This window comes from Pedobacter fastidiosus, from assembly GCF_014306625.1.
GTDB lineage: Bacteria > Bacteroidota > Bacteroidia > Sphingobacteriales > Sphingobacteriaceae > Pedobacter > Pedobacter fastidiosus.
Genome location: NZ_JACRYL010000009.1, coordinates 168,224 through 193,059, shown reverse-complemented (window position 1 = coordinate 193,059; position 24,836 = coordinate 168,224). Strand labels below are relative to the sequence as shown.

Annotated in this window: 27 protein-coding genes; 15 read left to right on the top strand and 12 right to left on the bottom strand. The window is 35.4% G+C overall.

Annotated elements, in window-relative coordinates:
- Window positions 1–27: 27 nt before the first annotated feature.
- Complete coding sequence (locus H7U22_RS12035) at window positions 28–774, bottom strand: DUF2490 domain-containing protein (RefSeq protein ID WP_187071602.1); 747 nt, start codon at window positions 772–774, stop codon at window positions 28–30.
- A gap of 223 nt (window positions 775–997) precedes the next feature.
- On the opposite strand from H7U22_RS12035, the gene fabV reads away from it, so the two are divergent.
- From fabV to H7U22_RS12010, 5 genes are all read left to right on the top strand, one after another.
- Window positions 998–2,191 (top strand): enoyl-ACP reductase FabV, encoded by a 1,194-nt coding sequence (fabV, locus tag H7U22_RS12030; protein ID WP_187071601.1) that lies wholly within the window; start codon window positions 998–1,000, stop codon window positions 2,189–2,191.
- Between the two features lie 125 nt (window positions 2,192–2,316).
- Complete coding sequence (locus H7U22_RS12025; protein WP_187071600.1) at window positions 2,317–2,850, top strand: GNAT family N-acetyltransferase; 534 nt, start codon at window positions 2,317–2,319, stop codon at window positions 2,848–2,850.
- Between the two features lie 171 nt (window positions 2,851–3,021).
- On the top strand, window positions 3,022–3,474 hold the full coding sequence (locus tag H7U22_RS12020) for a cold-shock protein (protein WP_131533794.1): 453 nt from the start codon (window positions 3,022–3,024) through the stop codon (window positions 3,472–3,474).
- Window positions 3,475–3,988: 514 nt separating this feature from the next.
- Entirely contained in the window at window positions 3,989–4,681 is a 693-nt protein-coding gene (locus tag H7U22_RS12015) for an SIMPL domain-containing protein (RefSeq protein WP_187071599.1), read from the top strand.
- Between the two features lie 97 nt (window positions 4,682–4,778).
- Entirely contained in the window at window positions 4,779–5,090 is a 312-nt protein-coding gene (locus tag H7U22_RS12010) for a hypothetical protein (RefSeq protein WP_109929474.1), read from the top strand.
- A 163-nt stretch (window positions 5,091–5,253) separates the two neighbouring features.
- Here H7U22_RS12010 and serS read toward each other — a convergent pair whose 3' ends face one another.
- Window positions 5,254–6,525, bottom strand: coding sequence for a serine--tRNA ligase (gene serS, locus H7U22_RS12005; protein WP_187071598.1), 1,272 nt, complete (start codon window positions 6,523–6,525; stop codon window positions 5,254–5,256).
- Between the two features lie 113 nt (window positions 6,526–6,638).
- Here serS and rsmI point away from each other — a divergent pair, with 113 nt between their 5' ends.
- The 6 genes from rsmI (at window position 6,639) to H7U22_RS11975 (ending at window position 11,400) form a co-directional block, all read left to right on the top strand.
- Window positions 6,639–7,349 (top strand): 16S rRNA (cytidine(1402)-2'-O)-methyltransferase, encoded by a 711-nt coding sequence (gene rsmI, locus H7U22_RS12000; RefSeq protein ID WP_187071597.1) that lies wholly within the window; start codon window positions 6,639–6,641, stop codon window positions 7,347–7,349.
- A 40-nt stretch (window positions 7,350–7,389) separates the two neighbouring features.
- Complete coding sequence (locus tag H7U22_RS11995) at window positions 7,390–8,040, top strand: PH domain-containing protein (RefSeq protein ID WP_187071596.1); 651 nt, start codon at window positions 7,390–7,392, stop codon at window positions 8,038–8,040.
- Window positions 8,041–8,195: 155 nt separating this feature from the next.
- Window positions 8,196–8,576, top strand: a complete 381-nt coding sequence (locus H7U22_RS11990) for an SHOCT domain-containing protein (protein WP_187071595.1) — start codon at window positions 8,196–8,198, stop codon at window positions 8,574–8,576.
- Window positions 8,577–8,706: 130 nt separating this feature from the next.
- Window positions 8,707–10,338 carry an apolipoprotein N-acyltransferase gene (gene lnt, locus H7U22_RS11985; protein WP_187071594.1) on the top strand — a complete coding sequence of 544 codons (1,632 nt, stop codon included), beginning with the start codon at window positions 8,707–8,709 and terminating at the stop codon, window positions 10,336–10,338.
- 11 nt (window positions 10,339–10,349) lie between these two features.
- On the top strand, window positions 10,350–10,883 hold the full coding sequence (gene lspA, locus H7U22_RS11980) for a signal peptidase II (RefSeq protein ID WP_187071593.1): 534 nt from the start codon (window positions 10,350–10,352) through the stop codon (window positions 10,881–10,883).
- 100 nt (window positions 10,884–10,983) lie between these two features.
- Window positions 10,984–11,400 carry an OsmC family protein gene (locus H7U22_RS11975; RefSeq protein ID WP_187071592.1) on the top strand — a complete coding sequence of 139 codons (417 nt, stop codon included), beginning with the start codon at window positions 10,984–10,986 and terminating at the stop codon, window positions 11,398–11,400.
- Between the two features lie 47 nt (window positions 11,401–11,447).
- Here the strand turns inward: H7U22_RS11975 and H7U22_RS11970 are convergent, their stop codons facing one another.
- The 3 genes from H7U22_RS11970 to H7U22_RS11960 form a co-directional block, all read right to left on the bottom strand.
- Entirely contained in the window at window positions 11,448–12,137 is a 690-nt protein-coding gene (locus H7U22_RS11970; protein ID WP_187071591.1) for a response regulator transcription factor, read from the bottom strand.
- Window positions 12,138–12,215: 78 nt separating this feature from the next.
- Window positions 12,216–13,856, bottom strand: a complete 1,641-nt coding sequence (locus H7U22_RS11965; protein ID WP_187071590.1) for an NAD+ synthase — start codon at window positions 13,854–13,856, stop codon at window positions 12,216–12,218.
- Window positions 13,857–13,879: 23 nt separating this feature from the next.
- The gene (locus H7U22_RS11960) at window positions 13,880–14,560 is read right to left on the bottom strand and encodes a porin family protein (RefSeq protein WP_187071589.1); all 681 of its coding nucleotides are present in this window, start codon (window positions 14,558–14,560) and stop codon (window positions 13,880–13,882) included.
- A gap of 26 nt (window positions 14,561–14,586) precedes the next feature.
- Between H7U22_RS11960 and gldB the strand changes: the two genes are divergently transcribed.
- The gene (gene gldB / locus H7U22_RS11955; RefSeq protein ID WP_187071588.1) at window positions 14,587–15,621 is read left to right on the top strand and encodes a gliding motility lipoprotein GldB; all 1,035 of its coding nucleotides are present in this window, start codon (window positions 14,587–14,589) and stop codon (window positions 15,619–15,621) included.
- A gap of 103 nt (window positions 15,622–15,724) precedes the next feature.
- Window positions 15,725–16,495, top strand: coding sequence for a patatin-like phospholipase family protein (locus tag H7U22_RS11950; RefSeq protein ID WP_187071587.1), 771 nt, complete (start codon window positions 15,725–15,727; stop codon window positions 16,493–16,495).
- 106 nt (window positions 16,496–16,601) lie between these two features.
- Here the strand turns inward: H7U22_RS11950 and H7U22_RS11945 are convergent, their stop codons facing one another.
- From H7U22_RS11945 to H7U22_RS11930, 4 genes are all read right to left on the bottom strand, one after another.
- Window positions 16,602–17,312: a 2-phosphosulfolactate phosphatase gene (locus tag H7U22_RS11945; protein ID WP_187071586.1), complete on the bottom strand. Its 711-nt coding sequence runs from the start codon at window positions 17,310–17,312 to the stop codon at window positions 16,602–16,604.
- A gap of 74 nt (window positions 17,313–17,386) precedes the next feature.
- Window positions 17,387–18,466 (bottom strand): glycine cleavage system aminomethyltransferase GcvT, encoded by a 1,080-nt coding sequence (gene gcvT, locus H7U22_RS11940; RefSeq protein ID WP_187071585.1) that lies wholly within the window; start codon window positions 18,464–18,466, stop codon window positions 17,387–17,389.
- 209 nt (window positions 18,467–18,675) lie between these two features.
- Window positions 18,676–19,878, bottom strand: coding sequence for a glycosyltransferase family 4 protein (locus tag H7U22_RS11935; protein WP_187071584.1), 1,203 nt, complete (start codon window positions 19,876–19,878; stop codon window positions 18,676–18,678).
- A 22-nt stretch (window positions 19,879–19,900) separates the two neighbouring features.
- Window positions 19,901–20,509, bottom strand: a complete 609-nt coding sequence (locus H7U22_RS11930) for a ribonuclease HII (protein WP_187071583.1) — start codon at window positions 20,507–20,509, stop codon at window positions 19,901–19,903.
- Window positions 20,510–20,595: 86 nt separating this feature from the next.
- Between H7U22_RS11930 and H7U22_RS11925 the strand changes: the two genes are divergently transcribed.
- Window positions 20,596–20,937 (top strand): TfoX/Sxy family protein, encoded by a 342-nt coding sequence (locus H7U22_RS11925; protein ID WP_187071582.1) that lies wholly within the window; start codon window positions 20,596–20,598, stop codon window positions 20,935–20,937.
- A gap of 26 nt (window positions 20,938–20,963) precedes the next feature.
- Here H7U22_RS11925 and H7U22_RS11920 read toward each other — a convergent pair whose 3' ends face one another.
- Genes H7U22_RS11920 through H7U22_RS11910 form a run of 3 tightly spaced genes read right to left on the bottom strand, consistent with a single transcriptional unit; the run spans window position 20,964 to window position 24,197 of the window.
- Entirely contained in the window at window positions 20,964–22,106 is a 1,143-nt protein-coding gene (locus tag H7U22_RS11920; protein ID WP_187071581.1) for an ABC transporter permease, read from the bottom strand.
- Window positions 22,106–23,242 (bottom strand): glycosyltransferase family 2 protein, encoded by a 1,137-nt coding sequence (locus H7U22_RS11915; protein WP_187071580.1) that lies wholly within the window; start codon window positions 23,240–23,242, stop codon window positions 22,106–22,108. The genes H7U22_RS11920 and H7U22_RS11915 overlap by 1 nt, the downstream gene beginning before the upstream one ends.
- Entirely contained in the window at window positions 23,220–24,197 is a 978-nt protein-coding gene (locus tag H7U22_RS11910; RefSeq protein WP_187071579.1) for a lysylphosphatidylglycerol synthase transmembrane domain-containing protein, read from the bottom strand. Before H7U22_RS11910 ends, H7U22_RS11915 begins: the two co-directional genes overlap by 23 nt.
- Window positions 24,198–24,238: 41 nt before the next feature.
- Between H7U22_RS11910 and ruvC the strand changes: the two genes are divergently transcribed.
- Window positions 24,239–24,826, top strand: coding sequence for a crossover junction endodeoxyribonuclease RuvC (ruvC, locus tag H7U22_RS11905; protein WP_187071578.1), 588 nt, complete (start codon window positions 24,239–24,241; stop codon window positions 24,824–24,826).
- Window positions 24,827–24,836 lie beyond the last annotated feature (10 nt).

Sequence of the window (24,836 nt, the reverse complement as noted above, 5' to 3'; positions counted from 1 at the left end):
AACTCTAATGAATATGACTTTAAATCATTAAAACCGCGTGTAAATAGCCAATTGAACAACATTGTTTATCGTATTATTTTGTGCTCCATGCTGCGCCTGATTTAAGTAACCAGCCTCTAAATCAAAAGATTTTGAAAACCGATATCCAACCGCTAGATATAATCTGTTTTGATCGAAAACACTGTTATTTACCTTTTCTTTATTTTGGATATTCAAAAATACTTCGTTTTGTAAGGCCACGAAAGCTCCTTTTGTAAAAGTTGGCTGTATTTTTTGTAATGGCTGAATCAACCTGAAGAAATAACGGAAACGCTGAGAAAAATAATCTGGATCTGTGTTGACAGAAACAAAATTACGTTCCACAAAACGTTGCTCCAATCTAAACCTTTGCGTGGCAAAAACCGATTTAATTTTATGATTTAAAATATACTGTTCCCAAATGCGGTGTTCATTTATTGTAGATTTTACAATAACGCCCGGTGTTGTATCAAAAAGATTTAGATCCGTAAAATAGGTTTGTGCAAGAAGATAACCTAAAGTAACATTTTGATTTTTGCTGATGTAATAAGTTAAGCCAGGTCTAAATAATGTATTCCGAACGTGATCCCAATTATCTGCAGAGCGTACTTGTACATCTAAATGCAAACCCCATTTATCGCTAAACTTTGTGCTGTTTAAGAAAAATAACCATCCTGAACTTTGATGTTGAGTTTGTGCATTTACCTTAAAAAAGGCAAATAAGCATATTATAAAGAGTATAAATATTCTTTTCATAGGTAATCCGGCTTATCTTATCTGTGCTTGCGAAAATAAGGGAAAAATAATAAAGACAAAATTTATAATTCAATCTACCTAATTAAAGATGCTTTATTTAAATTTCATTTAGCGGTAAGCGATTAAAAATTTATCTTCGTTAAAGATTTGCTTAATAGAAGAGGATTTAATTCCTTAAAATTCCATCAGATCTGATATTACAAAACATAAAATCAAAAACAAAATGATTATTGAACCGAGAATGAGGGGCTTTATTTGTTTAACAGCACATCCAGATGGTTGCGCTCAAAACGTAAAGAATCAAATTGAATATGTAAAATCAAAAGGTGCTATAAACGGCCCTAAAAAAGTATTGGTAATTGGAGCTTCAACAGGCTTTGGTCTAGCTTCAAGAATTACGGCTGCTTATGGGTCAGGCGCAGCAACAATTGGGGTGTTTTTCGAAAAAGCGCCATCTGAAGGCAAAACAGCATCACCAGGTTGGTACAATAGTGCGGCTTTCGAAAAAGAAGCACATGCAGTTGGTTTATATGCTAAAAGTATAAATGGCGATGCTTTTTCAAAAGAAATAAAAGAAAAAACCTTAGCAACCATCAAGGCAGATTTGGGTCAGGTTGATTTAGTAATTTACAGTTTGGCTTCTCCGGTGAGAAAGCATCCAGATACTGAGGTTTTGCATCGTTCTACATTAAAACCAATTGGCGGAACATACACGAATAAAACGGTAGATTTTCATACGGGCAATGTCACCGAAATCTCTATCGAACCAGCTAACGAAGAAGATATTGCAAATACTGTTGCCGTAATGGGTGGCGAAGATTGGGCAATGTGGATTGATGCTTTAAAAGCTGAAAACTTATTGGCTGAAGGCGCTACTACCGTTGCATATTCGTATATCGGCCCATCTTTAACTGAAGCTGTTTACCGTAAGGGAACAATTGGAAGAGCAAAAGATGATTTAGAAGCAACGGCTTTTAAAATCAGCGATAAATTAAAAGATATTGATGGTAAAGCTTACGTTTCGGTAAATAAAGCTCTGGTTACGCAAGCAAGTTCGGCCATTCCAGTAATTCCATTATATATTTCATTATTATACAAAGTGATGAAAGCAGAAGGAATTCATGAAGGAACGATTGAGCAAATACAACGGTTATACGCCGATAGATTATACACTGGAAGTCCTGTTCCTGTAGATAAACAAGGTAGAATTAGAATAGACGATTGGGAAATGCGTGAAGATGTTCAGGCTAAAGTTGCCGAACTGTGGAAAGCAGCAACAACAGAGACTTTGCCTTCAATTGGTGATTTACCGGGTTACAGATCTGATTTCTTGAGTTTATTCGGCTTCGAAATTGATCAAGTTGACTATCAAAAAGAAGCAAATGAAGTTGTAGCTATTGAAGGATTGGTAGATTAACTAAATTGAGCCTATCGAAATGCACTTAAAGCTCTTCAACAGGCTCAGAATGACACTACTAATTAGCAAACATTATAAATTTACACGGCTGGCCTTCTCGCCAGCCGTTTTTAATATAAAATAATATGGATTTCGATTTACAACCGACTTTAGAAAACGATTTAATTAAAGTTGTTCCACTAAAAGAAGAAGATTTTGAAGCTTTATATGCTGTAGCTTCCGATCCTTTGGTTTGGGAACAACATCCAAATAAAAATCGTTATCAGCGAGATGTTTTTCAAACCTTTTTTAAGGGCGCTTTAGAATCTAAAGGAGCCTTTATTGTTTACGATAAGGAAACTGGTAATGTAGTTGGCAGTTCGAGGTATTACGAATTAGACGAAGAAAATAGTTCTGTTGCAGTGGGTTATACTTTTATCGGAAGAGATTTTTGGGGAAAAGGCCACAACGCTGCATTAAAAAAATTAATGCTCGATTACGCCTTTCAGTTTGTAGATAAAATAATTCTGCACATTGGCGCAACAAATTTCCGTTCGCAAAAAGCAACAGAAAAATTAGGTGCATCAAAAATTGGTGAGCTCGAGGTTGCTTATTATGGTGAAGACATTAAACTGAACTTTATTTATCAGGTAGATAAAACAAACTGGAACAAGAGTTAAATAGATCCTTTTGCGAACTTAACTTGCTGTATATATAAAAGTTATGGCATTCGTTTGACCAATTCTAACGCATCACCTTTTGGAATAAAATCGTATTTCTGCTTTAGTATTGTTATATTTGTATAATTCTGACATTCTCGTCACGCATAAAACAAAACAATTAAATAAAATATGGCTAAATCTCAAGCAACTTACAGTAAAAAAGAGAACGAAAAAAAACGATTAAAAAAACAAAAAGACAAACAAGAGAAAAAAGAAGAGCGTCAATCTAATGCAAAAAAAGGTTTAGCTCTTGAAGAAATGTTTGCATACGTTGATGAAAATGGTAACATTTCGTCTACTCCACCAGATCCGAAAAAGAAGAAAGTATTCAACATTGAGGATGTACAAATTGGTATTACAAGACAAGAAGATATAATCGACGAAAACCCTATTAAAAAAGGAACAGTTACTTTCTTTAACGATAGCAAAGGTTACGGTTTTATTAAAAACACTGAAACTCAAGATAGTATTTTTGTTCACGCTAACGGTTTGGTAACTCAAATTAAAGAAGGCGATAAAGTAACTTTTGAAGTGGAAATGGGACAAAAAGGTCCAACTGCTGTTAAAGTATCGAAGGTTTAATAATCTCACAATTCTCTTTTTGCAATCCCAATTGCAAAACATGATAAAAATTCTGCAGAAAATTTGTTCTGCTGCGCTAGGTTTTATAACCATTTATAATTCCGTCTATTTAAGAATAAAACCTTGCGCATAATTTTTCTTTCTATTTCATAGTTAATTCCGCTCTAAGTATCTAATTTTCAGAAAGCGACTAACCTTTGTTCTACAAAATAAATGCAGTTATAGCATTTTAAAAGAGCTGCTCGCGTTAACAATGGGAGCAACATCCTTTTTGGATTTTTCTGCCAAAAAGATATCGCATACAGCCCCAAAGGGGTGGCTTTTCCACGTATTAAAGCGCCCAAAATATTAATAAACATTTATTTCTTAAACCGGGTTTGATGGGATAACTTTAGGCACAGCTTTATGCATTGATTATCAAGGCTAATTTCAAAAAAATAAAAATTATTTAAATCTCGGTGTGGAATTTGTGCACTGCGTACATCATTACAGTACACACAAAGAAAAATACATTATGAAAAAGTTAATAGCAATTGCACTCGTTGCATTTTTAGGTTTATCAACAGCGAAAGCCCAACAAGTAGATTTACGCAAGAAAATTAGCGTAAGCGGATCTGCAGAAACAGAAGTTACGCCTGATATTATTTACATCAGCATTTCCCTTAAAGAATATTTAAACGGAAAGAAAAAAGTAGAGATTACTGATTTAGAAAATCAACTTTACGCAGCAGTTCAAAAGGCAGGGATTGCAAAAGAAAACTTAACCATTAGCAATTTAAGCAGCTGGAATTACGCCACAGAGAAAAAGAAAAATCCAGATTTTCTGGCGAGCAAACAATACCGTTTAAAAGTAAGCGACTTAAATAAGTTTAATGACATTATTGGCGCCATTGATGTTAAGGGCATTGAAAATACCAATATAGAAAGCTATGATTATTCTAAAATGGAAAGCTTGAAAAAGGAGCTTAAAATTAAGGCCATTTTAGCCGCAAAGGCAAAAGCTACTTATATGGTTGAGGCCTTGGGTGATAAATTGGGTGGCGTTATCGATATTCAGGATGGTGGTGATGGCGCTATGCCGCAAGCAACATACAGTAATGTGAGAATGTTGAAATCGGATATGGCCGGTGGCCAAGAATCTGCTGAATTAGATTTCAAAAAAATTAAGCTGAATTTCACTGTAAATACCGTTTTTGAAATTAAATAACCGATTTAACATTTAAATTAACTCTTTTTAAAACCTACCAACACATTTTGGTAGGTTTTTTGTTATGTAGTGAAAGAACACTAAAAATTAAAATATTATGAAAAAATTTATTTACACTTTAGCCCTGATTTTTACTTTAGGCATTAGTTTTAATTCAGCTCAAGCTGCTAAGCCTGCAAAAAATCCAACTGAGTTAACAGCTGAACAATCGGCTCAATTAGAAAGAATTAAAACCCGTGTTGAAGAAATTAGAGACATGGATAAATCTAACTTGACACAATCAGAACGTAAGGCTTTGCGTAAAGAATTAAGAGAGATGAAAAATCAAGCTCGTGCAGTTTCTGGTGGCGTTTATCTTTCAGTTGGTGCAATTATCATCATCATCTTATTATTGATCTTGATTTTGTAATCAGAACAAAATACAAATTACCTACCTATAAAAAACAAAAAGCTTTGCAGTGATGCAAAGCTTTTTTTGTTCGTTGGAATTTTCCGTCATTGCGAGGTCGTTTACTATTCAAACCCAAAGTAATAAGATTGCTTCGTACCTCGCAATAATGAATTATTTATAGTTAATCAATCATATCAAATCCTGTATATTTCACTAAAGCTTCTGGAATTTTAATTCCGTTTTCAGTTTGGTAGTTCTCTAAAATTGAAGCCACAATACGAGGCAATGCCAAAGCACTTCCATTTAAAGTGTGTGCAAGTTGTGCTTTACCTTCTTTCCCTTTGAAACGAAGCTTTAAACGGTTTGCCTGATAGGTTTCGAAATTTGATACCGATGAAACCTCTAACCAGCGCTCTTGTGCCGCACTCCAAACTTCCATGTCATAGGTCATGGCTGAAGTAAAGCCCATATCGCCACCACATAAACGCAAAACGCGGTAATGCAACCCTAATTCCTGCAATAAAGATTGAACGTATTTGCTCATATCTTCCAAAGTTTCATAAGATTTATCTGGATGCGTAATCTGCACAACTTCTACTTTATCAAATTGATGCAGGCGATTTAAACCACGAACATGAGCGCCATAAGAACCTGCTTCTCTACGGAAACATGGCGTGTACGCGGTGTTTTTAATTGGCAAATGTTCTTCTTTAACAATTACATCTCTATATAAATTGGTAACCGGAACCTCAGCTGTTGGAATTAGATATAAATCATCAACAGTTGAATGATACATCTGTCCTTCTTTATCTGGCAATTGTCCTGTTCCAAAACCAGAAGCTGCATTTACTAGGTGTGGCACTTGCATTTCCTTATAACCCGCAGCCGTAGCGTGATCTAAAAAGAAATTAATTAACGCACGTTGTAATCTTGCACCTTTTCCTTTGTAAACCGGAAAACCTGCACCGGTTATTTTAACGCCCAGTTCAAAATCTATAATATCATATTTTGCAGCCAATTCCCAATGCGGTAAAGCTTTCGTAGGTAATTCTGCTGGTGCACCATGAAGATAAACCACTTCATTCTCTTCGGCGGTAGATCCCTTTGGTACTAAACTATATGGCAAATTTGGCAACTGCACAACTAAGTTAAACTGCGCTGTTTCCAGTTCTGTTAACTTTTCTGTAAGGTTTTTAATGTTTTCTTTATGGCTTGTAGTTTGGGCTTTTATAGCTTCTGCTTCATCCTTTTTTCCCGCACGCATTAAATCGCCGATTTGTTTTGCGGCTGCATTTGCTTCTGCAGAAAGACTATCCAAGGAAGTTTGAGTTTGGCGACGATCTTCATCAATTTTAATGATCTCATCTACCAATTCTGGTTGTTTAAAATTACGGACACTTAAACGTTCTAAAACTTTCTCTCTATTTTCGCGGATATAGTTAACTTGCAGCATTATTTAATTTTTTTACAAAGATAATAATTAAGTCGTCATTGCGAACGCAGTGTGGCAATCTCTCTAGAAAGATTGCTTCGTCGTTCCTCCTCGCAATGACGAAATAGGAAAATATGGATGGTAAACTATTTCTCGTACCTACACCAATAGGCAACTTGGAGGATATGACCTTTAGGGCAATCCGAATTTTAAAAGAATGCGATTTGATTTTGGCCGAAGATACCCGAACCAGCGCCCCAATGCTTAAACATTTTGGGATTGATAAAAAAGTATTTTCACATCATCAGCATAACGAACATAAGGCAACATCTGAGATTATAAAATTTTTAAATGAAGGGCAAAAGATTGCTTTAATATCTGATGCCGGAACACCCGCTATTTCTGATCCAGGATTTTTTCTTGTTCGCGAAGCGATTAAAAATGAAATTGCTGTAGAATGCTTACCTGGGGCTACTGCTTTTGTACCTGCTTTGGTAAATTCAGGTTTACCCGCCGATGCCTTTTGTTTTGAAGGATTTCTTCCTGTTAAAAAAGGCAGACAAACTAAATTTAAGAAACTGGCCGAAGAAGATCGTACCATTATACTTTATGAAAGCCCACATCGTTTATTAAAAACTTTAGAAGAGTTTGCACAATATTTAGGTGCAGATAGACAAGCATCGGTTAGTAGAGAGTTAACCAAGATATTTGAAGAAACTGTTAGAGGTACATTAACCGAAATAAAAACACATTTCGAAACCAATACTTTAAAAGGAGAATTTGTAATTTGCATAGCCGGCAAACCGAGTGGTAAAAGCAAAAACAAATATGAAGATGCTGATTAACAGCAAAAAACATTAACTACAAATCAATTTAAAAAGAAATATGATTAGCATAGATAGATTTCTGAGTGACGAACAAGACCCAAAAGCGGTTGAAAAAGTTATTGGAAAATTAAACGATCTTTTAACCACAGGTGAAGAGATTTTATATTTAGCCGTACAAAAAAAACCAGCAGTTAACTTGATGCCGGATAGCATTGCGATTTCTAACAAAAGAATTTTTTACTGCGAGCCAGGAAATTTGGGCTTAACCATGAACTTTAAAGATATTTCTTGGAAAAGCATTAAAGAGGTTTCATTTAAAGAAGAATTTTTTGGCTCTAAATTTATCTGTGTACCACAACATGGCGAAAATATTGTAACCGAATTTATCCCAAAAGTACAGGCTAGAAAATTACACCAAGCCGCTAACGAGCAATTGGATTCTTACAAGGAGATGCTTAGACAGCAATTGCTTGAAGAAAACAGAGCTTCAGCAGCTGCAGTTAATTATTCTGCACCACAATCTGTTGCTGAAATTCCAGCATCCATTCCTGAGCCTGAAGAACCTGTTATTCAAATTGCAGAAGTTGTAGAAGAACCAGAAGATGAAACTACTTTAAAACTGCGCAAACTGAAAAACCTGTACGACAAACACTTGATTACTCAAGATGAATATGAAGCTAAAAAAGCAAATATTTTAGATAGTTTGTAGCTAATAATAAATCATTGTTTGAACTATACTATGTAATTGAAAGAAAGCGAACAGATAAAGGTTTTAAGAATTACACTAGAGAAGGTAACGTTTAATTGTTTTGTTTAAAAAAATACTAATGAACAAGAACAAAGTTAATTTGTAGTAGTATAGATATGAATTCAGAGAAGAACAAAGTAGGAAGACCGAACAGTGAGGATGCATTTGTTTCCTTTCCATTAAGAGTGCCTAAAAGCCTAAAAAATTGGTATGATTTAATGGATCAACAAGATAAACTCAGTTTAAGAAAAGAAATGGTAGGAATAATTAAATCTTACACACATATAGATGAAAATTATAATTCTAAACTAAAATCTCTTACTGATTTAAAAACTGAACCTATTCAAGAGCTTGAGCCCAATCATATTGCTAAAGTTTTACAAGAAGAAGATGAAACCACTTTTAAGTTGCGAAAACTAAAAAACATATATGAAAACAATTTGATTACTCAAGAAGAATATGAAGCTAAAAAAGCAAATATTTTAGATAGTTTGTAAAATGGCCCTGTAGTGCTGAGGCACGAAGCATCTCTAATAAAGTAGCATTTAGCTTAATGCAGAACAGGACTAAAGTCAGTTTCCATTGCAAGAGATTCTTCGCTTCGCTCAGAATGACAATTTAATTTACATGAACAATAAACAAACGTACCTACTCGCTTTATTAAGCGCATTTTTACTCTGGCTAGCTTGGCCACCTATGCCATTTACAGCGCCATTGTTGTTAATTGGATTGGTCCCGCTATTTATTGCTTTAGATAAAATTTCGAACAGTGATGTTAAAAAAGCCGGAAGAAGAATATTTTTAACCGCAGGTTTAACTTTTTTAATCTGGAACACAGCCTCAATTTATTGGGTTTTCAATGCAATTAGCGCTTATAATGGCTGGGAGACGGCAATTCCAGTCTCTTTAATTCCTTACGGTTTAGGAGCACTCCTAATGACATTTGCCTTTTGGTTATATTATCGTTTAGGTAAATACGTTAGCAAAACTTGGGCTTATGTAGGTTTGGTTTCTTTTTACATTGCTCTAGAATATTTACAACAAACCTGGGATTTAGCCTTTCCGTGGATGACTTTAGGCAATGGTTTAGCGGCCATGCATCAATTGGCACAATGGTACGATTATACCGGTGTTTATGGAGGTTCGTTATGGATTTTACTCAGCAATATTTTAGCGTTCGAAGTCTATAAGAAACTTAAGTTTGAAACTGGCTATAAAAAACTGAGGCCTACGCTGATTTGGGCTTTGGTTGTTATCATTCCGATTGGAATTTCACTATCAAAATATTATAGTGCAACACAACAAGGCACACCATCTAATGTGGTTGTGGTTCAACCAAATATCGATCCTTATCAGAAACTGGAAAACATTCCAACTGCAGAACAGATCCAGATTTTAACTCATCTTTCTGATTCTCTTGGCCAAACCAATACCGAATATTTTATTTGGCCAGAAACTGCAATTCCAAACTATGCCGATGAAGAGCGAATTCGCAGTAATCCAGATTTTATTACCCTGCAAAACTTTTTAAGCAAATACAAAAACGGAACGTTAATTACAGGAATTGAAACAATTAAAATTTATCCGGATAAGAAAACGTTATCTGCAAAGCATTATCCAGATCAGGGCTTTTATCTTGATAATTTTAACACCGCAATGCAGGTAGAAAACTCTGCAAATGTTCAGTTTTACCATAAATCGAAACTTGTTCCTGGAGCAGAAAAAATGCCTTTTCCAAAAGTGTTTTCTTTTATGGATGGGGTATTTTCACAACTCGGTGGAAGTGTAAGTGGTTGGGGCTGGCAAGAGGAACCCAGTGTTTTATATGCTCAAAGTGGCATTGGTGTTGCACCAGTAATCTGCTATGAAAGTTTATGGGGCGATTGGATTGCAAAAGATGTTAAAAACGGCGCTCAGTTTATCGCAATTATTACTAATGATGGCTGGTGGGGAAACACTTCTGGTAAAGATCAGCATGAAATGTACGCTAAACTGCGTGCCATAGAAACACATAGAGATGTAGCACGTTCTGCAAATACTGGAATTTCGTGCTTCATTAATCAGCGTGGCGATGTTGTTAAAAGAACCCAATGGTGGACTAGAACCGCCTTAAAAGCCGACATCAATTTAAACGATGAAATTACCTTTTACGTTAAAAGTGGAGATGTTATTGCAAAATTATTAAGTGCTTTGGCTATATTAATCGCATTGATCATCCCTTATAAAAAATGGGTAAGAAAACCCTTACCAAAGGGATAAAAATTATAAAAATGGCAAACAAGAATTCGATAAGATTAATAATTCTGACCTTACTGTTATTACTAAATATTGGTTGTGATCAGGTATCCAAAAATATTGTTCGCAACAAAATAAGCGAATACGAGCACATTAGTATAATTAAAGATCGCTTTACCTTAACAAAGGTAGAAAACAGTGGCGCCTTTTTAAGCTTGGGCGATAACATGCCTTATATTTTTAGGTTAATTCTTCTATCAGGATTGCCGTTGCTTGTATTGGGATTTGGATTGTATTTCCTTTACACCAAACCCAATATACCTAGAACGATGCAAATTGCGCTATGCTTTTTAATTGGTGGAGGGATCGGAAATTTATACGACCGCATTGTACATGGTTCGGTAACTGATTTTATGCACATGGATCTTTATATCTTCCAGACTGGCGTTTTTAACTTTGCCGATATTTCTATCATGGTTGGTGTTGGCATATTATTGATTCAATCTTTAAAAGCGCAGATGATTAAAAGAGAATCGATTACCGAAGAAACAGAATCTACTGAAGCCTAAATCATCACAAATTCTTAATGATTTAATTGCATTTTAAAAACAAACATATAATTATCTTTATTGTTAAGAATCTAAAATCAATCAATAAAAAAACCTCAAAATGAAAAGAAATGCAACAGCCGTTTGGCAAGGATCTGGTAAAGAAGGTAAAGGAAATTTAACTACCCAAAGTACAACATTAAACAATACGCAATATTCATTTGGTTCTCGCTTTGCTGAAGGCGTAGGTACAAACCCTGAAGAATTAGTTGCAGCTGCACACGCAGGTTGCTTCACTATGGCTTTATCATTTAAAATTGATGAAGCAGGTTTTACAGCAGAAAATCTGGAAACTAAATGCGTAATTAATTTAGATCCGGCTCAAGGTAAAATCACCGAATCTCATTTAACTTTAACAGCAACTGTTCCAGGATTATCAAAAGAAAAATTTGATGAATTGGTTGCCGATGCAGAAAAAAATTGCCCAATCTCAAAATTACTAGACACAACAATTTCTGTTGATGCTACTTTAGTATAGTATAAATTAGCCTTGGTAACTTTATAACAAGAAGTTATCAAGGTTTTCTAAATCAAATCGAAAGCTCTCGCATATTTCGAAATCTCGAATGATGATTTGGTATTTAACTTTTCTCTGATATTTCTTCTATGTGTATCAACCGTTGTTGGAGAAATACACAGTTCATTAGCAATTTCTATAGAACTTTTTCCCAAAGCCATTTCCTTTAAAATAGTTTTCTCTCGCTTGCTCAACTTCGAGAAAATTGTATAATTGTTTCTAAGAAAATTATTCTCTTCTAACAGCCGGTCTGCTTTTGCAGCCATGTGGTGCATGGCATCAACTGGAATTGAAATGGTTATTGACATTATTGGCACACCATCTTGATCACGCATAAAAATTCTTATACTCGATAAATGCCATCTCCATTGTGGAGAATCAGGAAACTTTAATTGTTGGTAAAAACTTACTGTTGCATCATCACTATTTTTTTGGATTAAAGCTGCAATTTTCGGTACGTAATCCGAAGCATCATCAGCGTTGAAAAATCTTGCGTGGTATTCTTCATTCGTCATTAAATAAAGCTCCTCTTCCACGATTTTTAATTCATTCAATCCACGCTGACTCATAAAAGCAATAGACCAATCGCGAATATCGTGAAGGATGACCACGCCAGAAATTAAGTTAAATGAAGCTTGATGATCAATAATCATTTGATGCATCTCTTCGGTAATGTTATTTGTATAGGATGAAACCATTAGTGACGAGCGTTAATGTAGTGTAAATTACTTAAAACTAAGTACCTACAAAAATAAAGCGCTCCTATTTCCTTTGACTTATATCATATACTTGCCAACAATTGGCATTCTTCTTCCCATTCCAAATGCTTTTGGCGAAACCCTTAATATTGGTGGGGTTTGATAACGCTTAAATTCTGCAATATTTACCATTCGTAAAATTCGTTTAACCAGCACTTCATCATATCCTTGAGCAATAATAGATGTAGATCCTTGTTTTAATTCGATGTGTTGATATAAGATTTTATCTAGAATATCATATTCAGGCAGAGAATCCGAATCCTTTTGATCCGGTCTTAACTCTGCCGATGGTGGTTTCACGATAGTATTGATGGGAATAATCTCTCTCTCCTTATTAATATATTTAGCAAGCTCAAAAACCTGCGTTTTGTAAACATCGCCAATAACTCCAATTGCCCCGCACATATCGCCATATAAAGTACCGTAACCTACAGCACATTCGCTTTTGTTTGAAGTATTGAGCAAAATATAGCCAAATTTATTGCTCATTGCCATAACAACTGTTCCGCGGATTCGGGCTTGGATATTTTCTTCGGCCAAATTAAAGGGCAAACCTTTAAAGGCCGGGGCAAGCATCCCATCAAAAGCTTCAGCAGCTTCCTTAATTGGAATAATTTCATGCATGCAGCCAATGTTATTGGCCAAATCTAAAGCATCTTGTACAGAATGATCAGAAGAGAATTTCGATGGCATTAAAACTGCCATAACGTTTTCTGCTCCTAAAGCTCTACAGGCCAAAGCGCAAACAACAGCAGAATCTATTCCGCCAGATAAACCTAAAACTGCTTTGCTAAAACCCGACTTTCTGAAATAATCTTGAATTCCCAGTATTAATGCATCATGAATTTGTTCAATATCCGTTAACCTTTCTGGCTGAGGATATTTATTACGAACATTCTCTACTTCATCTAAATCAAAAACCTGAAGATCTTCTTCAAAATATTTCATTTCGGCTTTCATTGCGCCTTCAGCATCGAAAACCAAAGATCCACCATCGAAAATTATTTCGGTTTGAGCACCAATCTGATTGACATAAAAAACTGGCAAATGATATTTCTTGGCATTATCAGACAGCACTTTAATCCGCTCATCATCATGTGTATAAGAAAACGGTGAAGCGGCAATATTAATCATCACATCAGGTTGTTCCTTAATTAACTCATCCATTGGGTTTGATACATACAATGGGTTATCGTTAATATTCCACAAATCCTCGCAAATGGTTAGCGCAATCTTTTTCCCTTTAAAATCGATACATTGAAATGCGGTTGCGGGTTCAAAATATCGGTACTCATCAAAAACATCATAAGTGGGCAAAAGCGCCTTTTTAGTAACGGTTTTAACCTTTCCATCCTCAATAAAATAGGCAGCATTAAATAAATCCTTACCCTGCAAAACATCATTTTTAATAGGCAAGCCCACAATGCAGGCAATATTTTGGCAATGTTTTGCAATCTCTTTCGCTGCATCATCACAAAGTGAGATAAACTCATCAAACTCCAAAAAATCTCTAGGTGGATAACCACAAATGGCCAATTCTGCAAAAACAACCAAATCAGCTCCTTTAGCTTTAGCCAAGGTAATATGCTCGATTATTTTTTTTGTATTTGCCTCAAAGTTTCCAATATGATAATTGAGTTGTGCAAGCGCTATTTTCATTTTTTTAGAATCAAGAATCAAGATTAAAAGAATACTCCAAAGTTAAGGGCTAGATAATGATTTTTTACATTTCTATTTTTATCTGCTGTAATATTTGTAAAACCATTATTAAAGGTTAAGCCTGCAACAATACTGGCGTTGCCAGAAATATCAAATTCACCGCCTCCACCAATTACCAAACCGGCACGATAAAATTTGGTATAATCTGAAATATTCACATTATCTATTTTAGTGCTCCCGTTTACCGCATCCTGCTTGGCGCTTAGCATAAATGAATTTGACAGTCCGAACTGACCATAATATCGTTTACCATCAGCTTTAATGGTTTTTAGCTTTATGGTTAAGGGCAATTCCAAATATTGTATTCTATATTTTAAATCGTAAGCTACAGGAATATTTGGATTGGCCGTATTATCCAAGCTTTTAATAAAAACAGGATCTGCCTCGGTACTCTTCCCATTTATAGTGGTTACCGTTAGTGCCGTAGAAAAGCTGTAATTTGGGGCAAAGTTAAAATCGCCCATTAAGCCATAAGAAAAGCCTAGTGCTACTCCATTGGTTTTTCCCTGTTCTGGTTTAATCCACCCAATGGTTGGTGTTGCCGTTAAACCTAATCTAAAACCGTAACTGGTTAAAGGCGAATTTTGCGCCCAAACTCCAAAACTTAAAAAAGTTAAAATTAAAATAGCGGATATTTTTTTCATGCTTTATGTGATTATATTTGTTGTACATGAAGTATAACGTAAAACACAGCCAAATTTATCTATTTTTTCTTTTTGCCATCATATTTATTTCGTGTAAGCAAAGCAACAGACCAGATGTGAGCGATGTTAAACTAAAAATAAAGATCGAAAGGTTTGACCAACAGCTCTATAGCGGAAAAGGGAAAAGCATAACACAAACCAACGATTTTCTCAGCAAAAATTATGGTCTATTTTACGATGATTACATCCATAAAATGGTCGGTTCGCCAGAATATAATTACCAAACTGTTTTAGAAACACTATACAAAGACCAAGCTTATACCGATTTAACTAACGAAGTAAATACCGTTTATCCCGACTTAAAAAAGCAGGAAGAAGGCTTAACAGAAACTTTTAAGTACATAAAACACTATTATCCTAAGGCCAAAATTCCAAAATTTATATCTTTTGTTTCTGGCTTTTCTTATCAAATGCCAGTGGGCGATAATTATTTGGGAATTGGATTAGATATGTTTTTAGGCAAAGACAGCAAGTTTTACAGAGCCATTATTCAGAGTGTTCCAATGTACATATCAAGACGTTTTGCGCCAGAATACATTGTACCGAGAGTTGCTGAAACCTTTGCACACGAAGAACTTTTTACCGAGCCTGATGAAAACAGAACACTCCTATCCAAAATGATTTTTCAAGGGAAAATTTTATACTTTTTGGATCAGGTTTTACCAGAAAACACAGCCGATTCTATAAAAATAGGTTATACAACCAAGCAACTGGATTGGGCACAGACTTACGAAGGCGATATTTGGGCCTACTATTTAGAAAATAATTTACTTTACGAAACGGATTATCAAAAAATTCAGGTTTATTTGGCTGAAGGACCTTTTACGCCGGGTTTAGGTGAAAACAGAAATTCTGCTCCAAAATTAGGCATTTGGACAGGTTGGCAAATTGTTCGAAAGTATATGGAAACACATCCAGATATTACTTTACAGCAATTAATGGCCGATCAAGATGGGCAGAAAATTTTAAATCAATCGAAGTATAAACCCAAGCAGAAATAGCCTTAGATTTAGGCGCAGTTTGTTAATGAGATTGAGTTAAGGAAAACAAATTGTAACAATTAGTCGTTCTAAAATCTAATAGCTACATCTCAGATTTATATAAATGAAAGTTGGCATCGTATTATCAGGCGGAGGAATCAGAGGAATAGCACATCTAGGCGTTCTTAAAGCATTCAGTAATTTAGGCATTACCTTTAGTCACATTAGCGGCACAAGTGCTGGAGCAATTGCCGGAGCTTTTTTTGCTGCAGGCATCGATCCGGAAGAAGGGCTGAATATTTTTCTAAAAACCAAACTTTGGCGATTCGTTCGCCCGGCGGTTGGTTCTCTGGGATTAATCAATATTGAAAACACTGCACTTATTTTAAAAGAATATTTCCCTGAAGATAGCATTGAAAAACTAAAAATACCACTTACCATTGCTGCAGTTAATTTTAGCGAAGGCCGATTGGTTTATTTTACAAAGGGACCATTAATTAGAGCCATTCATGCTTCGAGTTGCATTCCGGGTATTTTTAAACCCATTATGATCGATGGACAAATGTATGTTGATGGTGGAATTTTAAATAATTTCCCTGTTGAACCTCTAATGGATGAATGCGATTTTATTATAGGATCATCCTGTAACCACTTAAAGCCAGTTGATAAAATTACGGGAATTACCAATTTAATGGGCCGAGCAGGCGTAATGTCGATCAATCATGATATGGAACGTAAAGCCAAATTCTGTAATGTAATGATTGAGCCAAAAGGTTTGGGTGCTATTAGTACATTCGATATGAAACGTGCTGAAGATATTTATTGGTTAGCGCATGAGGAAGCCTTAAATGTAATTAAAAACAGCCCAACAATTAGGGAGTTGATAACCAAGTAAATTTAATCGTCATCTCGAAATGAGGCACGATTGAACTAAAAAAGGGAATAATTTTTAAAGATTTCTCCTCATGAAAAATTCGTTCGAAAAGACGATATGCTTAAGTCTATAGCCTTACCAATCTTTCTCCATCTAAAACAGGTATTGATTTGCAAGTATTTAACTGCAAACAGAATACTACATCTTCTTCTATGTTTAATTCTGCCAAGCGGTGGCTGTGCGAAGATTTATGAAGATATTTTCTTAAATCACTTTTAGCCAATGCATATAAATCCTCAGCGGCTACACTAGAATCATCAAAATGCGCAAAGCTTTTACGAAGTTTTTCTACAACTGCACCTGCAAATAAGGTATCTTCTAAATTAAACTGATCTTTCCAACCTGCGCACAGCAAAAGCACATTCTTATTCTGCGCTTTTAAATAATCGCAAAGCGAATCAAGATTTAAAAAAGATCCAATTACAACTTGAAAAGCTCTTTTTTGAGCCAGATGAAGTGCCTTTGTTCCATTTGTTGTAGTAAGTACAATTGTTTTGCCACCAACTTTTTCTTTGGTGTAAGAGAAAGGAGAATTACCGAAATCAAAACCAGTCACAACTTCTCCATTACGTTCTGCAGCAAGTAGAAAACCCTTATCCGCATAAGTTAAACAGTCTTCAACATTGGCGACAGGAATTATCGCTTCGGCACCATTATCTATTCCGTAAGTTATGGATGATGTTGCTCTTAAAATATCAATAACCACCACAATGCTTTCTTCGATATCGTATAAATCGATTAGAGCAGGCGTTAAACAAACCTCTATTTTTTTTGACATGTAAGGAGTTTCAAATATCAGGTATCAGGTATCAAGATGAATTTATATTGATACCTGATACTCACTACTTGTATCTATTTATAAAATGGAAACTTAACAATTTTGGCTTTGATTGGCGTATTACGGATTAAAATGAAAACCTCAGTTCCTTCTTTCGAAAAATCTTTAGCGATATAACCCATCCCAATTGCCTTCTGTAATGATGGTGCTTGAGTACCCGAAGTTACCTTACCAATAATATTTCCTTCAGCATCGGCAATTTCATAATCATGACGAGGAATTCCTCTATCAATCATTTCGAAACCAACCAATTTCTTTTGAATACCAGCTTCCTTTTGCGCTAGTAAAGCTTCAGAATTTGTAAAGGATTTAGTAAATTTTGTAATCCAGCCTAAGCCTGCTTCAATTGGCGATGTTGTATCATCGATGTCGTTTCCATATAAACAGAAACCCATTTCTAAACGTAAAGTATCACGAGCACCTAAACCAATTGGCTTAATGTTATTCGCTTTTCCTGCTTCGAAAATAGCATCCCAAATTTTATTTGCATGCTCATTATCAAAATAAATCTCAAAGCCACCAGCACCTGTATAACCTGTTGCAGAAATGATCACATTATCAACACCCGCGAATTTACCTTTAACAAAAGTATAGTATTCCATTGATGCCAAATCAAAATCAGTTAAGGTTTGTAAAGCATCAGCAGCCTTCGGACCTTGGATAGCCAATAAAGATGTCTTATCAGAAATATTGTGCATTTCAACATCTTTATCATTAAACTGCTGAATCCAGTTCCAGTCTTTTTCTATGTTCGATGCATTAACAACCAACATATAACTTTTCTCATCAATGCGATACACCAATAGATCATCTACAATACCGCCGTCTTTATTTGGCAGGCAAGAGTATTGAACTTTTCCATCGAATAATTTAGAAGCATCGTTACTGGTAACACGCTGAATTAAATCTAAAGCATTTTCGCCTTTCAAAATAAATTCGCCCATATGGCTCACATCAAAAACCCCTACGCTATTACGAACAGTTGCGTGTTCTGCGTTTATACCTTCGTAAGTAACAGGCATGTTGTAACCTGCAAATGGAACCATTTTAGCGCCTAAAGCGATATGTTTTTCAGTTAATGCGGTGTTTTTCATTCTTTATTTTCTTGGGGGCAAAACTACTAAGAAAAAGGCAAAGTTTTGGGCTAATTCAAACGAGATTTTTTCAAGGTTTCGGAAATGAATGGTAGTGTTTTATGGGTTCTGTAGTCCCATGCCACAGATACCCTTTGGGGCTTTTACTGCAATCTTTTTAAACCGCTATCATAGTGAGGCACGAAGAATACTTGTCTATAAGTTTTAGATCACGCACTTACCAAGCCTTCGTAAATTTTCAGCATTTTGGTCGTAATCAAATGGATCCCATGATCGTTCTCAACCGTTTTCCGGGCATTATCGCCAATCTCCATCCATTTTTTTGGGTTGATGATACATTGTAAAATAGAACGGTAAAATTCATCGGCAGAATCGGCAATTAGTATATCATAACCATGTTTACAATTTATACCCTCGGCAGCTGTGGTTGTAGCGATAATACATTTCTTCATTGCCATGCCTTCGATTATTTTCACCCGCATGCCTGTACCAGAAATTAAGGGAACAATCATAATCGCTTTGGAGTTCATAAATTCTATCGCATCGAAAACTTCACCCTCCACAATTAAATTATCAGAATCGTACTCAAAGAAATGCCTTTGCATATGTTTACCGGCAATATAAAATCTCAAGTCTTTATTCAGTTTTTCAATATCTGGCCAAATATCATCTAGAAACCACTCTAGTCCTTCTTGATTAGGTCGCCAATCCATTGCTCCCAAATGGAATAAGGTTGGGAAACTAGTTTTACTTTTATCAACTTTATACCGATCCAAATCTATGGCAACAGGAAAAACCGACATTGGTATTTCGCAACCAAACCTTAAAATACTTTGCCGATCGGGTTCGCTAATTGCGAAAATTTGGTGAAATCTATTAATCTGATCAGTCTCATAAGCTTTTAAACGCTGAGCGAGAAAAGCTAAATATTTCCTTCGAATCAGAAAACTTTCAGAATGAGAAAGTCTTTCCCATAAAGTAAACTCGATATTATGAGCTCGATAAATCAGCTTTGCATTACTATTTTCTTTAACAACATCAAGGTAAGGAACTACAAAAAGTCCTTCAAACTGAATGATATCAAAAACGTTTTCGCGTAGAATATTCTCCAATTGCCGAGCGGCTTCTTCACTGTAATATCTAGAAACGTTGTAAGATTCGTTAGTGAAAATATTAAAAAAAGCCGACCATACATTAACGCTTGTATCGAGTTCGTAACTGTGAAAATTGATTTTTTCGAAAACAGGATCGTAAATTTCCTCTTTATCTATTCTGCCCTTTATGGGGTTCAAACTAAACAAAGTAATATCTGCACCAAGTTGCAGCAGGCCTTTCATGGTGTTGTAAACCACAATTGGATAACCACTATTTGGAGGAAAGGGAACTCGCTTAGTAATTAACAGAATCTTCACAATGTTGTGAAAATACGAAAATTTAGGCGTTTTTTGAAAACAAATCTAGCTGAGGATCGCTTACGTTAAAAGTTTTGCGATGAAAGGGAGATAAACCGATTTCGATTACTGCCTTACGGTGCGCAATTGTTGGATAACCCTTATTTTGCTGCCAGTTGTAATGAGGAAAATCGATATGAAGATTAGTCATAAATTCATCGCGATGCGTTTTAGCCAAAATAGATGCTGCGGCGATATTTAGATATTTTCCATCGCCCTTTATAATGCAACTGTGTGGAATTTGAGGAAATGCCCTAAATCGATTTCCATCAATAACCAAATACTGAGGTTGGGTATGCAATTTTTCAATCGCCCGGTGCATGGCTAAAAAAGATGCATTTAAAATGTTTATCTTATCAATTTCTTCATGATCGCAAGAAGCAACCGCCCAAGCTAATGCTTCTTTTTCGATAATGGGGCGTAAAATGTCTCGTTGTTGATGGGTTAATTGCTTAGAATCATTTAAACCTTCGAATTTAAAATCCCTTGGTAAAATTACTGCCGCTGCAAAAACAGGTCCAGCAAGGCAGCCTCTTCCTGCTTCATCACATCCAGCTTCTAAAAATTCTTCCTGATAACAGTTTAATAACATCAATGCAAAATTAAGATTTATTGATTAATTGAACGATATGATTTTAAGATAAGTATTTTTACTTATTAAATCATTGGTATAACAACATGCGATACGACGAAAACCTAGCTAACCGGATAAGAGAAAAATTAATGTTTCTACCCATTTTAGAGGAAAAAGAAATGTTTAGTGGTTTAGTTTTTATGGTTGATGGCAAAATGTGCATAGGCGTAATGAAGAACAAAATCATGCTCAGAATCGATCCGGAAAGTTTAACATCATTAGAAGACAAAGACGGCTGGGAACAAATGGTAATGAAAATGACGGTAATGAAGGGTTATATCCTAGTTTCTGAAGATGTAGTGAATCAAAATAAGGATTTATATTGGTGGCTAGATTTAGCTTTAGAATTTAATCCACGGGCAAAAGCCTCAAAGAAAAAAAAGTAAATTGATAATGGACAAGATTAATCTATCTAAACAGAAACGTTTTGTCCTTTAACATCAAAAGCATCGCGTAAGCCAATGGCTAAAACATTAAAAGCATATACGGTAAACATAATGGCTAAACCTGGCAAAATTGCCAAGTAAGCTGCATCCATTATAATATAGCCGTAATGTTCTTTAATCATGCTGCCCCAACTTGGCATTGGAGGTTGAGCACCAAAACCCAAAAAACTTAATCCGGTTTCAAGCAATATTGCTGATGCGAAATTAGAAGATGCGACGACTAAAATTGGGCCTGCTATGTTTGGTAAAATGTGTTTAACAATTGTTCTTGCAGTGCTGAAGCCCAATGCTCTTGCAGCTTCAACAAATTCCACTTCTTTTAAAGCCATTACCTGCCCACGAACCAATCTGGCCACATCAACCCAAGTAGATAATCCAACGGCAATAAAGATTTGCCAAAATCCCTTTCCAAGCGCAAAAGATATAGCAATAACCAAAAGCAATGACGGTAACGACCAAACGACATTCATAAACCAGCTGATTGTGGCGTCTACTCTCCCACCGAAATAACCTGCTATTGCGCCTAATGTTACCCCGATAAATAGAGAAATTAAAACTGCCATTAATCCAACGGATAAGGAAACTCTGATTCCTAAAATTAAACGACTTAATAAGTCCCGGCCGTAAATGTCCGTTCCTAAAAGGAAAGTTTGTGTATAGATGTTATTCTTTTCGAAAATTATCTGTGGCGTGCCGATTTTGGATGGCAATACACAACTTGGGCAAATTTCTTTTAATTCGTATTTGCTTTCTTCTGCCTTTTCATCCTCACCAATATATTCGCGAGCATAAACAGTATCTTTTGTTAAACGATAAGAGGTTATCGGAATGCTCTTAAAATTAGGTTCCTGACCATAGAGCATTCTTTCAAAAAAATTAACTTCCTTAACCTTCGGGTTTTTACTCGTAATTAGAAACTGAAAAGATTGGCCAGGTTTTTTATTTGTGAGTTGGAGGTGCATAATGTTTGCACTTGGCGAATCATCGGGCATAATAATATAGCCCAAAATTCCCATCAACATTAATAATAAAATAAAAATTAAACCTCCAAAAGCGAATTTATTTCGCTTAAACTTTAACCAAACTTTTTTAGATGGGCTATTATCCATTATCTAACCATTCTGCCTTTCCAATTGTATTTTCCACTGTTTCCAGCAATGCCGATATAAACCATATAAAGTACGTGCAAAACATTTAAAACAGGGATTAAAATGAGTAGACTTCTGCGTTTTGCGAAGCCTGTAACATCCCATAAAAATAAGGTTTCTAAAATCATTTTAACGAGTAGCTGATAAAATGTGACAGTTAAAAACTCAGGAAAAAACAATCCAGCTATAAAATTTCCAAGAATACTTAAATTGAAGATCCAGATTAAAACGCCTAAAACAATAATTGCTTTGTTTTTATAACGTGTACTTTTTGATGCCCATCTCTTTCTCTGCTGAATAAAAGCACTCAGATTTTCTTTTGCATGCGTATATACAATAGCCTCTCTGTTTTTGAGAAAACCGATTCGATCTGGATATTTAGCTGCAATTTTATGCAACAGCAATTCATCATCGCCCGATGCTAAATCATCTATCCCTTGAAAGCCACCAACTTCATAAAAGGTTTTTTTCTCGTATGCCAAGTTAGCACCATTACAGGTTGAGGGTTGTTTGTTACCGATGGTAGATGCACCCAAGCCAATCAGATACAAGAACTCCAAAGATTGCAATCTTTCGAAAAAGCTTTTCTCTTGAAAGTAGGCAACAGGCGAAGAAATCATTTTATAATCCCTTTCTTCGTATAAACTTACAACTGTAGAAAGCCAGTTTTCGCCCATTCTGCAATCGGCATCTGTGGTGATAATCAAATCGCCAATACAGGTTCCAATTGCCGTTTGAATCGCCTTTTTCTTATAAGAATTAAGCGCCCTATCTTCATTAAGTTTAATTAGTTTAACATTGCGATCCGAATAGCTGAGAACAATTTCTGCAGTTCTATCGGTTGAATGATCATCGATAATAATAATCTCCGTTAGTGCTTTGGGATATTTTTGGGCGATTAAATCTTCTATGGTTTTGGTAATATTTTCTTCTTCATCTCTGGCAGCAACAATAATCGAAACCTTGGTTTTTGGTTCTAAATTTTTTGGATTAAAATAGATTAATTTATGCCAGCCTCTACTAAAACTTAAGACCAAAAAACCATAAATTAAGGTTAGCGCAGCGGATAATAGACTAATGAGTTTTAGGAGTTCCAAAAAAATTAAGTTTAAAGACGAAATAAGTGCCTAATATAGCAGGAATAATAATATTTATAAGCCAAATACTTGCCGTACATGCAATAACTGCTACATGCTGATCGGTTACATGCTTAAATAATTCTACGGCTGTTACACTTCTAACGCCAACATCAAAAAGATCTAATGAGGGCAAGGCCGATTGAATTAGAAACAATATACAGGTCATCATAACGATATCTGCGTAATGCAAACCTGGTACTAGCCAAACAAATAATATGAAATATTGCGAACTAAACACAATGTATCTAGCCAAACAAAAAAGTATAATTTTAAATAGCTCTCCTTTTCTGTATCGACCTAAAATGCTGTAGAATTTCTTGTATTTTCTAGTGAATTTAAAGGATAACAAAATCCCGTTAAGCCATTGAATGTTAAAATAAAAAACAATAAAAAACAGACAAAAAGCGGAGGCCAGAATTACCACAGCCGTAAACATTAAATGATCTATTGGAATAAATCTATAAATAAAGAAACAGGCTGCAATTGCACCAAAAACATTGGTTAAAACCAATTGACCGATATTACCAACCGTCATAGCTACAATGCCAACAATCCTTCTTTTAGGTGATAAAAAGAAAACTCTTCCTCCATATTCTCCCAAACGATTTGGAGTAAAAATAGCTAAGGTTAATCCACAAAAAACCGATTCTATGGCTCGCCAAAAGCTTATGCGCTCAATATGGCTCATTAACCTTTTCCATTTTGCAGCCTCCAAAAGCCAGTTAACCAGCATCAAGAAAAAAACGAATCCAATAACGCTAACAATCTCTGTCCACTGAATATCCTTTAAAAGACTTTCAAAATTTTGAAGATTTTTGTTGGCTACAATTTTATGATAGATAAACCAAAAGGCAAATACTATTATTGCAGCTTTTATTAAGATGGATAATATTTTTTTATGCTTACCTGTCAAGATTCTCCTTTTAGTTTGCAAATATGCTTAATATTGCTGTAATGTTGAACGAAAAAAAGGAACGGGTAATTATGGGCATTGATCCAGGCACTGCGGTGATGGGTTATGGGGTAATTTTAGAGACAGGAAACAAAACAGAATTAATAAGTTTAGGAGTTGTAAAGATGACTCATTTAGACGACCCCTTTTTAAAACTACAACGAATTTTCGAAAAAACAGTACTTCTTATTGATCAATATAAACCTGATGTATTAGCAATTGAAGCTCCTTTTTATGGCAAAAACATCCAGGTACTTTTGAAATTGGGCAGGGCTCAGGGCATTGCAATTGCAGCTGCATTATCTCGGAATATTTCGGTAACAGAATATGCTCCGAGAAAGATTAAACAATCTATTACTGGAAACGGTAATGCTACGAAAGAACAAGTGGCTTCTATGTTGCAACGGTTGCTAAACTTTAAAGAAACACCAGAGTTTTTAGATGCCACCGATGGATTAGCGGTTGCCATGTGCCATTCCTTTCAAAAAATTGCAACCGGAGGAAAATCTAAAACCTATTCTGGATGGGAATCTTTTGTTAGTGATAACAAAACTAAAGTTAAGGGATTGGCTGTAAAGGTTAAGAAGTAATTTTTATCGT

What these genes read in the sequence shown, in the direction of transcription:
- H7U22_RS12020 (WP_131533794.1), top strand. Translation starts at nt 3,022, where the DNA reads ATGGCTAAATCTCAAGCAACTTACAGTAAAAAAGAGAACGAAAAAAAA.
- fabV (WP_187071601.1), top strand. Translation starts at nt 998, where the DNA reads ATGATTATTGAACCGAGAATGAGGGGCTTTATTTGTTTAACAGCACAT.
- gcvT (WP_187071585.1), bottom strand. Translation starts at nt 18,466, where the DNA reads ATGAAAAACACCGCATTAACTGAAAAACATATCGCTTTAGGCGCTAAA.
- H7U22_RS11925 (WP_187071582.1), top strand. Translation starts at nt 20,596, where the DNA reads ATGCGATACGACGAAAACCTAGCTAACCGGATAAGAGAAAAATTAATG.
- H7U22_RS11945 (WP_187071586.1), bottom strand. Translation starts at nt 17,312, where the DNA reads ATGTCAAAAAAAATAGAGGTTTGTTTAACGCCTGCTCTAATCGATTTA.
- H7U22_RS11970 (WP_187071591.1), bottom strand. Translation starts at nt 12,137, where the DNA reads ATGGTTTCATCCTATACAAATAACATTACCGAAGAGATGCATCAAATG.
- ruvC (WP_187071578.1), top strand. Translation starts at nt 24,239, where the DNA reads ATGTTGAACGAAAAAAAGGAACGGGTAATTATGGGCATTGATCCAGGC.
- H7U22_RS11975 (WP_187071592.1), top strand. Translation starts at nt 10,984, where the DNA reads ATGAAAAGAAATGCAACAGCCGTTTGGCAAGGATCTGGTAAAGAAGGT.
- gldB (WP_187071588.1), top strand. Translation starts at nt 14,587, where the DNA reads ATGAAGTATAACGTAAAACACAGCCAAATTTATCTATTTTTTCTTTTT.
- H7U22_RS11995 (WP_187071596.1), top strand. Translation starts at nt 7,390, where the DNA reads ATGATTAGCATAGATAGATTTCTGAGTGACGAACAAGACCCAAAAGCG.
- rsmI (WP_187071597.1), top strand. Translation starts at nt 6,639, where the DNA reads ATGGATGGTAAACTATTTCTCGTACCTACACCAATAGGCAACTTGGAG.
- H7U22_RS11920 (WP_187071581.1), bottom strand. Translation starts at nt 22,106, where the DNA reads ATGGATAATAGCCCATCTAAAAAAGTTTGGTTAAAGTTTAAGCGAAAT.
- H7U22_RS11930 (WP_187071583.1), bottom strand. Translation starts at nt 20,509, where the DNA reads ATGTTATTAAACTGTTATCAGGAAGAATTTTTAGAAGCTGGATGTGAT.
- lnt (WP_187071594.1), top strand. Translation starts at nt 8,707, where the DNA reads ATGAACAATAAACAAACGTACCTACTCGCTTTATTAAGCGCATTTTTA.
- H7U22_RS11950 (WP_187071587.1), top strand. Translation starts at nt 15,725, where the DNA reads ATGAAAGTTGGCATCGTATTATCAGGCGGAGGAATCAGAGGAATAGCA.
- serS (WP_187071598.1), bottom strand. Translation starts at nt 6,525, where the DNA reads ATGCTGCAAGTTAACTATATCCGCGAAAATAGAGAGAAAGTTTTAGAA.
- H7U22_RS11960 (WP_187071589.1), bottom strand. Translation starts at nt 14,560, where the DNA reads ATGAAAAAAATATCCGCTATTTTAATTTTAACTTTTTTAAGTTTTGGA.
- H7U22_RS12035 (WP_187071602.1), bottom strand. Translation starts at nt 774, where the DNA reads ATGAAAAGAATATTTATACTCTTTATAATATGCTTATTTGCCTTTTTT.
- H7U22_RS12025 (WP_187071600.1), top strand. Translation starts at nt 2,317, where the DNA reads ATGGATTTCGATTTACAACCGACTTTAGAAAACGATTTAATTAAAGTT.
- H7U22_RS11990 (WP_187071595.1), top strand. Translation starts at nt 8,196, where the DNA reads ATGAATTCAGAGAAGAACAAAGTAGGAAGACCGAACAGTGAGGATGCA.
- H7U22_RS12015 (WP_187071599.1), top strand. Translation starts at nt 3,989, where the DNA reads ATGAAAAAGTTAATAGCAATTGCACTCGTTGCATTTTTAGGTTTATCA.
- lspA (WP_187071593.1), top strand. Translation starts at nt 10,350, where the DNA reads ATGGCAAACAAGAATTCGATAAGATTAATAATTCTGACCTTACTGTTA.
- H7U22_RS12010 (WP_109929474.1), top strand. Translation starts at nt 4,779, where the DNA reads ATGAAAAAATTTATTTACACTTTAGCCCTGATTTTTACTTTAGGCATT.
- H7U22_RS11965 (WP_187071590.1), bottom strand. Translation starts at nt 13,856, where the DNA reads ATGAAAATAGCGCTTGCACAACTCAATTATCATATTGGAAACTTTGAG.